The organism is Variovorax sp. P1_G12, from assembly GCF_056405555.1.
The window spans coordinates 58,805-67,630 of the sequence record NZ_JBFUBW010000036.1; the positions used below are offsets into that span (position 1 = coordinate 58,805).

At 65.5% G+C, this 8,826-nt stretch carries 6 protein-coding genes and 1 pseudogene; 2 read left to right on the top strand and 5 right to left on the bottom strand.

The annotated features are described in order from the left end of the window. Positions 1 to 51 precede the first annotated feature (51 nt). From ugpQ to ugpB, 5 genes are all read right to left on the bottom strand, one after another. A complete protein-coding gene (gene ugpQ, locus AC1D2O_RS31080) occupies positions 52 to 801 on the bottom strand; it encodes a glycerophosphodiester phosphodiesterase (RefSeq protein ID WP_478093342.1) in 750 nt (249 codons plus the stop codon). Then, positions 798 to 1,805, bottom strand: coding sequence for a sn-glycerol-3-phosphate ABC transporter ATP-binding protein UgpC (ugpC, locus tag AC1D2O_RS31085; protein ID WP_478093344.1), 1,008 nt, complete (start codon positions 1,803 to 1,805; stop codon positions 798 to 800). Before ugpC ends, ugpQ begins: the two co-directional genes overlap by 4 nt. A 2-nt stretch (positions 1,806 to 1,807) precedes the next feature. Continuing rightward, entirely contained in the window at positions 1,808 to 2,659 is an 852-nt protein-coding gene (ugpE, locus tag AC1D2O_RS31090; protein WP_478158441.1) for a sn-glycerol-3-phosphate ABC transporter permease UgpE, read from the bottom strand. Positions 2,660 to 2,748: 89 nt separating this feature from the next. Continuing rightward, positions 2,749 to 3,630: a sn-glycerol-3-phosphate ABC transporter permease UgpA gene (gene ugpA, locus AC1D2O_RS31095; protein WP_478094417.1), complete on the bottom strand. Its 882-nt coding sequence runs from the start codon at positions 3,628 to 3,630 to the stop codon at positions 2,749 to 2,751. Between the two features lie 144 nt (positions 3,631 to 3,774). Continuing rightward, on the bottom strand, positions 3,775 to 5,085 hold the full coding sequence (ugpB, locus tag AC1D2O_RS31100; RefSeq protein WP_478094416.1) for a sn-glycerol-3-phosphate ABC transporter substrate-binding protein UgpB: 1,311 nt from the start codon (positions 5,083 to 5,085) through the stop codon (positions 3,775 to 3,777). A gap of 186 nt (positions 5,086 to 5,271) precedes the next feature. Between ugpB and serA the strand changes: the two genes are divergently transcribed. Together serA and AC1D2O_RS31110 are read left to right on the top strand one after the other, a co-directional pair. Continuing rightward, a complete protein-coding gene (gene serA, locus AC1D2O_RS31105; protein ID WP_478094590.1) occupies positions 5,272 to 6,501 on the top strand; it encodes a phosphoglycerate dehydrogenase in 1,230 nt (409 codons plus the stop codon). Positions 6,502 to 6,980: 479 nt separating this feature from the next. Beyond that, a pseudogene (locus AC1D2O_RS31110) lies at positions 6,981 to 8,826 on the top strand (hypothetical protein); the annotation flags it as partial.

Genomic DNA, 8,826 nt, shown 5'->3' on the forward strand with positions numbered 1-8,826 from the left:
CTTCATCATAAAAGCCGCCGGCTGCCGGTTCGAAACGAACCGTAGGCGAGCTCAGGTCGCCGGGCTGAAGCGGTCGACCCGGTCGGTGATGATGCCGTCGGTGCCGAGCGCGGTCAGCCGCTCGGCCGCCCATTCGTCGTTCACGGTGTAGCTCAGCGCGCGCAGGCCGGCGGCGTGCACCCGGGCCACCGTGGCGGCGTCCCACAGCGCATGGTTGCAGACGACCGCGACGCAGCCGAGCTCGATCGCCAGGTCGAGCCAGCCCGCGGGCAGCGTGTCCAGCAGCAGGCCGCGCGGCAGCTGCGGCTCGGCGACGCGGGCCGCGCGCAGGGCGTCGGGTGCGAACGAGGTCAGCAAGGGCGGCGGCAGCTCCGATGGGGTCCAGAGTTGCGCGGCTTGCCGTGCCACCACGTTGCCCGTCAATTGCTCCTGGCCCGGGGTCGGCTTGATCTCGATGTTGAGCGCGCGACCGTTCGCGAGGCAGAAGCGGATCAGGCTCTCGAGGCTTGCCAGCGGCTCGCCGGCGTAGCGGCGCGAATGCCAGGCGCCGGCGTCGAGCCGCGACAGGGCCGCCCAGGTTTGCTCGCCGGCGATGCCGTGGCCGTTGCTGGTGCGCTCGAGCGTGGCGTCATGCAGCAGAAAGGGCACGCCGTCGGCGCTGAGCTTGGCATCGCATTCGAACATGCGATAGCCATGTTCGGCGCCCAGCCGGAAGGCCGCCAGGGTGTTCTCGGGCGCAAGCTTGCCGGCACCGCGATGGGCGATCCAGCGCGGGTACGGCCAGGTCGCGCCGGCACTCATGCGCTTCGCTTGCCGGAGCCGGCGTCGAACCAGTGCAGCTTGTCCTGGCGGGCGGCGATCTTGACCGTGTCGCCCGCGACCGGTGGCGTGTGGCCCTCGTCGACACGCATGATCAGTTGCTCCTCGCCGATGCGGCCGTAGATCAGCCGCTCGGCGCCCAGCAGCTCCACGTGCTCGACCTGCACCGTCCAGCCGTTCGCATCGAGGCTCAGGTGCTCGGGACGGATGCCGAGGATCATGCCGGGCCGCACGCCTGGCGCGTACCTCAGCAGGTTCATGGGCGGCGAGCCGATGAAGCTCGCGACGAAGGTGGTGGCGGGGCGCGAGTACACCTCCTCGGGCGTGGCGAACTGGTCCATCACGCCGCCGTTCATCACGATGATGCGCTCTGCCAGCGTCATGGCCTCGACCTGGTCGTGGGTGACGAACAGCGAGGTGATTCCGAGCTCGCGGTGCAGCTTCTGGATCTCGAGGCGGGTCTGCGCGCGCAGCTTGGCGTCCAGGTTCGACAGCGGTTCGTCGAACAGGAACACCTTCGGCTGGCGCACGATCGCGCGGCCCATGGCCACGCGCTGGCGCTGGCCGCCGGAGAGCTCGCGCGGCTTGCGTTCGAGCAGGTGGCCGAGCTCGAGGATGCCGGCGGCCTTGTCGACCCGCGTCTTGATCTCGGGCACCGGCACCTTGGCGATCTTCAGGCCGTAGGCCATGTTGTCGAAGACCGTCATGTGCGGATAGAGCGCGTAGTTCTGGAACACCATCGCGATGTCGCGCTCGGAGGGCTCGAGGTTGTTCACCACCCGGTCGCCGATGCGGATCTCGCCGGCGCTGATTTCCTCCAGTCCCGCGACCATGCGAAGCAGCGTCGACTTGCCGCAGCCCGAGGGGCCGACGATGACCACGAACTCGTGGTCGGGGATTTCGGCGCTGACGCCGTGGATGACCTGGTTTGCCTTCGGCCCGTGGCCGTAGCGCTTGATGACGTTGCGAAGTGAAAGTGCTGCCATTTCTATTTTTCCGTATCCACCAAACCCTTGACGAACCACTTCTGCATCAGGAGCACGACCAGCGCCGGCGGCAGCATCGCCAACAGTGCGGTCGCCATCACGATGTTCCATTCGTTCTGGCCGTCGCCGCCGGCGATCATGCGTTTGATGCCGATCACCACCGGGTACATGTCTTCGGTCGTGGTCGCGAGCAGCGGCCACAGGTACTGGTTCCAGCCGTAGATGAACTGGATCACGAACAGCGCCGCGATCGAGGTCTTCGACAGCGGCAGCAGCACATCCCAGAAGAAGCGCATCGGGCCGGCGCCGTCCATGCGGGCGGCCTCGATCAGCTCGTCGGGCACGGTCAGGAAGAACTGGCGGAACAGGAAGGTCGCGGTCGCCGAGGCGATCAGCGGGACGGTCAGGCCGGCATAGCTGTTGAGCATGCCGAGGTCCGAGACCACCTGGTAGGTCGGTCCGATACGGACCTCGACCGGCAGCATCAGCGTGATGAAGATGGCCCAGAAGCACAGGGTCTTGAACGGGAAGCGGAAGTACACCACCGCGAAGGCCGACAGCAGGGAGATCGCGATCTTGCCGAAGGTGATGACCAGCGCCGACACCAGGCTGACCCACATCATGCGGGCCACGGGGGCAGTCGATCCGGCGCCGGCCGTGCGGCCGAACAGCGCCGACTTGTAGGTTTCCCAGAGATGGCCGCCGGGCAGGAGCGGCATCGGCGCCTGCACGATCTCCTGCGCCGAGTGGCTCGACGCCACGAAGGCCAGGTAGAGCGGAAAGGCGACGATCAGAACGCCGAAGATCATCACGGCATGCGCCAGGATGCCTAGGCTGGGGCTTCGTTCGACCATGTCAGTGCCCGCCCGGCCGCCCGAAGGGCACTGAGCGCCCCCCTGGGGGGCAGCGATACGCGAAGCGATGAGCGTGGGGGCTGGTCATCTTAGTAGTTCACCTTCTTTTCGACATAGCGGAACTGGACCACGGTGAGTACCACCACGATCGCCATCAGCACCACCGACTGCGCGGCCGAGCCGCCGAGGTCCATGGCCTTGAAGCCGTCGTAGTAGACCTTGTAGACCAGGATCGAGGTCGATCGGCCCGGTCCGCCCTGGGTCGCGGCATCGACGATCGCGAAGGTGTCGAAGAAGGCATAGACCACGTTGATCACCAGCAGGAAGAAGGTGGTCGGCGACAGCAGCGGGAACTGCACCGTCCAGAAGCGCCGCCAGGGCTTGGCGCCGTCGATGGCGGCGGCTTCGATCAGCGACTTCGGAATCGACTGCAGGCCGGCCAGGAAGAACAGGAAGTTGTAGGAGATCTGCTTCCAGACCGCGGCCATCACGATCAGCGTCATGGCATGGGTCGAATTGAGCAGGTGGTTCCAGTCGATGCCGACCTTGCCGAGCGCATAGGCGACCACGCCCAGCGACGGCGAGAACATGAACACCCACAGCACGGCGGCCACCGCGGGCGCCACCGCGTACGGCAGGATCAGGAGCGTCTTGTAGATCATCGCGCCGCGCACGATGCGGTCCGCGAAGACGGCCAGCACCAGCGAGATCGTGAGGCCGAAGAAAGCGACCAGGATGGAGAACAGCGCCGTGGTCTCGAAGGATTCGATGTACTTCGGGTCGGCGAACAACTGCTTGAAATTGTCGAGGCCCACCCATTCGGTCGAGGTGCCGAAGGCGTCCTGCATCTGCATCGACTGCATCAGCGCCTGGCTGGCCGGCCAGAAGAAGAACACGACGATGACGACCATCTGCGGCGCGAGCAGCGCCCACGGCAGCCAGCCCGAGCGAAAGACGACGCGTTTTTCCATGAATCCCTCAAAAAGAAACCCCGCCGGTTCTATGTCCGGCGGGGCTGCGAGTCTAACTGCGCCCGCCTCGTCGGCAGGAACCCTCCCCGCTCGGCGGGGAGGGCAGGGTGGGGTGCCCTGTTGGAGCGAAGCTAATAAGGGCTTTCAGCCCTTATTAGCTTTCTGGAAGCGCTCGAGCTGCTCGTTGCCGCGCGTCACGATGGCATCGAGTGCTTCCTTGGCGGTCTTCTTGCCGCTCCAGACCTGTTCGAGTTCTTCGTCCTCGATCGCGCGGATCTGCACGTAGTTGCCCAGGCGGATGCCGCGGCTCTTGTCGGTCACCTTGCGGATCATCTGCGTCACGGCGACGTCGGTGCCCGGGTTCTGCTTGTAGAAGCCGGACTTGTCGGTGAGCTGGTAGGCGGCCGTGGTGATCGGCAGGTAGCCCGTGCGCTTGTGGCTGGCGGACTGCACTTCAGGCGTGGAGATGAAGCTGAAGAACTTGGCGATGCCCTTGTATTCCTCGGACTTCTTGCCCGCCATCACCCACAGGCTGGCGCCGCCGATGACCGTGTTCTGGGGCGCGCCCGGAACGTCGGGGTAGTAGGGCAGTGCGGTCAGGCCGTAGGCGAACTTCGCATTCTTCGCCACGTTGCCGTAGAAGCCCGACGAGGTGGCGATCATGGCGCATTCGCCCGAGACGAACGAGGCCTCGGGCACGTTGCCACGACCCTTGTAGATGAACAGGCCCTGCTTGGCCATGCTCGCGAGGTTCTCGATGTGGCGCTGGTGCAGCGGCGAATTGACCTTCAGGCGGGGGTCCAGGCCCGAGAGGCCGTTGTTCTTGGTCGCGAACTCGACGTTGTGCCAGGCCGAGAAGCTCTCGAGCTGGGTCCAGTTCTGCCAGGCGGTGGTGAACGGGCACTTGTGGCCGCTGGCCTTGAGCTTGGCCGCGGCGGCGACCACTTCGGGCCAGGTCGCCGGCGCCTTGTCGGTCGGCAGGCCGGCCGCCTTGAAGGCGTCTTTGTTGAAATAGAAGATGGTGGTCGAACTGTTGAACGGGAAGCTCAGCATCTGGCCGTTCGGCGCCGTGTAGTAGCCGGCGACGGCGGGAATGTAGGCGCTGGGGTCGAACTTCTCGCCGGCGTCCTTCATGACTTGGCCGACCGGCACGATGGCGCCCTTGCTGGCCATCATGGTCGCGGTGCCGACTTCGAAGACCTGCAGGATGTGCGGCGCGTTGCCGGCCCGGAAGGCGGCGATGGCTGCCGTCATGGATTCGTCGTACTGGCCCTTGTAGGTCGGCACGATCTTGTAGTCCTTCTGGCTCTCGTTGAACTGCCTGGCCAGGTCGTTGACCCATTCGCCGTTGACGGCGGTCATGGAATGCCACCACTGGATTTCGGTCTGCGCCAACGCGGAAGTGGAAAGCGTTGCGGCCAGCGCCGATGCCATGGCGAGCGTTTTGAATCGCATGAAGACTCCTGAGGGGGGAATGAGAAACGCGGATGCTAGGTCGCGCGTATGACACGACAGCGTCACATATTCTTTGCGCGCGGCGCAGCGTCCACCAATCGGGGAAACCCTTTTGGTGCGCCGCAGCGCGCCTGCATGCTGCGGCGCACCATGCTAGCATCGTCTTTCGCTTTTTTTGGCCCTGGAATGAGCAAGACTTCACTCGACAAAAGCAAGATCAAGTTCCTCCTGCTCGAGGGCATCCATCCTTCGGCGATCGAGGTGCTTCAGGCCGCCGGCTACACCCAGATCGAGTCGCTTCCCGGTGCGCTGCCGGACGCCGAACTCAAGGCCCGCATCGCCGACGTGCACTTCCTCGGCATTCGTTCGCGCACGCAACTGACCGCCGAGGTGTTCGCCGAGGCGCAGAAGCTGGTGGCGGTGGGCTGCTTTTGCATCGGCACCAACCAGGTCGATCTCGATGCGGCGCGCGAGCACGGCGTGGCCGTCTTCAACGCGCCTTATTCCAATACCCGCTCGGTGGCTGAACTGGTGCTGGCCGAAGCCATCCTGCTGCTGCGCGGGGTGCCCGAGAAAAGTGCGGTCGCACATCGCGGCGGCTGGCTCAAGTCGGCCGACAACGCTTTCGAGATCCGCGGCAAGACGCTCGGCATCGTCGGTTACGGCTCGATCGGCGCCCAGCTCTCGGTGCTGGCCGAGGCGCTGGGCATGAACGTCTGCTTCTACGACGTCGTCACCAAGCTGCCGCTGGGCAACGCACGTCAGGTGCGGCTCTTGCCCGACCTGCTGGCGCAGAGCGACATCGTGAGCCTGCATGTGCCCGAGACGCAGGCCACGCAGTGGATGATCGGCGGCGCCGAGATCGCGTCCATGAAGCCGGGCTCGATCCTGATCAACGCCTCGCGCGGCACCGTGGTCGAGATCGAACCGCTGGCCGAGGCGCTGAAGGCCAGGAAGCTGCTTGGCGCCGCGATCGACGTCTTCCCGGTCGAGCCGCGCAGCAACAAGGACGAGTTCCTGTCGCCGCTGCGCGGACTCGACAACGTGATCCTGACGCCGCACATCGGCGGCTCCACCATGGAGGCGCAGGCCAACATCGGTCTCGAGGTGGCCGAGAAACTGGTGAAGTACAGCGACAACGGGACCTCGACCTCGTCGGTCAATTTCCCCGAGGTGGCCCTGCCGGCGCACCCGGGCAAGCATCGCCTGCTGCACATCCACCGCAATGTCCCGGGCGTGCTGTCGGAGATCAACAGGATCTTCTCGGACAACCGCATCAACATCGCCTCGCAGTTCCTGCAGACCAACGACAAGGTGGGCTACGTGGTGACCGACATCGATGCCGCCTCCTCCGACCTGGCGCTCGAGAAGCTGGCCAAGGTGCCGGGAACGATCCGCAGCCGGGTGCTGTTCTAGGGACTGTTGAGGCTGTTTCCGGAGGCCTGGCAAAGGGGCTGGCTGGAGGCGCGCGGGCGCAACACGGCTGACCCCTTGCAAGCGCGGGCCACGCGAGGACGGCCCCTTGGCATGTCTTCGTCGCGACTCCGGTAGCGCTAACAGATCCCGGCCCCGCGGTGAGTTCGCGGCTCTCGCCGAGGTCCGGTCGACCCCTCCGCGCATGCTTTGCCGGGTGCTCCGAAGTGCGCCCCGGTCTGGTGCATCTCAAGTTCCGCCCCATGCTTTTTGTGAATACGTGTAAGGCCAGCATGGTTTTTCACGTCTTCTCCGCGTCGGGCTCGTTGCCGGAACTTTCCAGCATTGACGCGAGAAATGAGCGAAGAAGTCGCCGATTAGTTGGCGAATACGGGAAAACAAAATGTAGGAAAAGTCCTCACTCACTTGATTGCGTTGCCATGCATATGTAGGAAAAATCATGTCAACTGAAGGGAACAAGTATGAAAGTAATATCAAAGTTGTCCTGTCTCGCGGTGCTGGCCATCGTGGCAGGCTGCGGCGGCGGGAGTTCGGGCGGTGCTTTGGGCAGTGCAGGCGCAATGCCCGGCACGGCGGCCGCCAAGTCCGCCGAAGCGGGATCGGACGCTGCGCTCGTCGAGCTCTCGGGCACCGGCAAGCAAGCCGCCGCGACGCAGAAGCTGGATGCGAGCTGGGTCAGCATCGCGAACGAAAACCAGTCGTTCACGGTGCCCAGCGGCACGGTCGTCCAGTACGGCTCGGGTTCGACATTCGTCCAAAAGACCGTCAGCGGGGCGGGCACCTGCAGCACCGCCTTCTTCGGCAGCGACCCCACGCCCGATGTGGTGAAGGGCTGCTACGCCCAATCCGGCACTACGACCGGCGGGACGCTGCTGGCCAATGAAGGCGGTTCGTTCACGGTCGCCACAGCCACCGTCGTGAAGTACGGTACCGGCACGAGCTGGGTGCAGAAGACCGTGACCGGCACCGCGGCCTGCAGCAACGCCTACTTCGGCTCGGATCCCGCGCCCAGCCTTGCGAAGGCCTGCTATTCGGTCGACACGACGTCCACGACGCCGCCCGCCGGCACCAAGCTTGCGGCCGAATTCGAGAGCTTCACGGTCGCGAGCGCGACCGTCGTGAAGTACGGTGCCGGCACGAGCTGGGTGCAGAAAACCGTGACCGGCACGGCGACCTGCAACAACGTGTACTTCGGCTCGGATCCCGCGCCCAATGTCGCGAAGGCCTGCTATGTGGACGACGGCGGCACAACGACGCCACCTACGACGCCGACCGCCGGCACCAAGCTTGCGGCCGAATTCGAGAGCTTCACGGTCACGAGCGCGACCGTCGTGAAGTACGGTGCCGGCACGAGCTGGGTGCAGAAAACCGTCACCGGTACGGCGACCTGCAACAACGCGTACTTCGGCTCGGATCCCGCGCCCAATGTCGCGAAGGCCTGCTACGTGGACGGCGGCAGCACGACGCCGCCCCCGACGTCTACGGCGCCGCCCAGCGGCACCAAGCTTGCGGCTGAATTCGAGAATTTCACGGTGGCGAGCGCGACCATCGTCCAGTTCGGCGCCAACTCCAGCTGGGTGCAGAAAAGCGTGACCGGCTCCGCGACTTGCAGCGTGGCGTTCTTCGGCTCGGATCCCCTGCCGAACGTCGCCAAGGCCTGCTATTCGCTCGGCGCCGACACCGGTGGCGGCTCGACGACCCCGCCGCCCACCACCGGCGGCGGTGGCACCCCCGTGGCCGGCGACATTGTCGACGGCTCGCTGACAGTGATCCCGAGCTCCTACAGGTCGATGGCGGCCCAGATGAGCAAGGACGCCGGCCTCGCCTATCGCTACGGTCCGGATGCCGCGTCCTACGCGGTGGGCAACGCGGGCATTCCGACGCTGGTTGCGAAAGACGCGGCCAATCCGCTCAACATCCCGGGTCGCGGCCTTTTGGCAGGCACCTGGCAGATCGCCGGTCCGCCGCAATCCGACGCCGGCCTCTACTCCACGAACTGGGCCAATCTGGCGTATGTCGCGGATGACTCGACGCAACGCATGGGGGCCACCGACATTCAGGTGTCGGGCTACCAGTACAACGTCTTCGCGCAGACGCCCCAGATCAGCTGGACGATCGGCGGCGCGACGGGCGGCAACCTCGACAGCATCAATGCGAAGGCCTACAAGGCCGCCGGCCTCGTCAACGGGGATCCGGTGGCGGTGGGCCGGTGCAGCGGGCGTTCGGGCTTCTGCAACCAGAGCCTGGTGGTCTACCAGAATGGCCTGATCGGCACCACCGGCTCCAACACCTCGAGCACCCAGACGA

Coding starts and splice junctions, on each gene's coding strand:
- ugpC (WP_478093344.1), bottom strand. CDS start 1,805: ATGGCAGCACTTTCACTTCGCAACGTCATCAAGCGCTACGGCCACGGG.
- ugpE (WP_478158441.1), bottom strand. CDS start 2,659: ATGGTCGAACGAAGCCCCAGCCTAGGCATCCTGGCGCATGCCGTGATG.
- ugpQ (WP_478093342.1), bottom strand. CDS start 801: ATGAGTGCCGGCGCGACCTGGCCGTACCCGCGCTGGATCGCCCATCGC.
- serA (WP_478094590.1), top strand. CDS start 5,272: ATGAGCAAGACTTCACTCGACAAAAGCAAGATCAAGTTCCTCCTGCTC.
- ugpB (WP_478094416.1), bottom strand. CDS start 5,085: ATGCGATTCAAAACGCTCGCCATGGCATCGGCGCTGGCCGCAACGCTT.
- ugpA (WP_478094417.1), bottom strand. CDS start 3,630: ATGGAAAAACGCGTCGTCTTTCGCTCGGGCTGGCTGCCGTGGGCGCTG.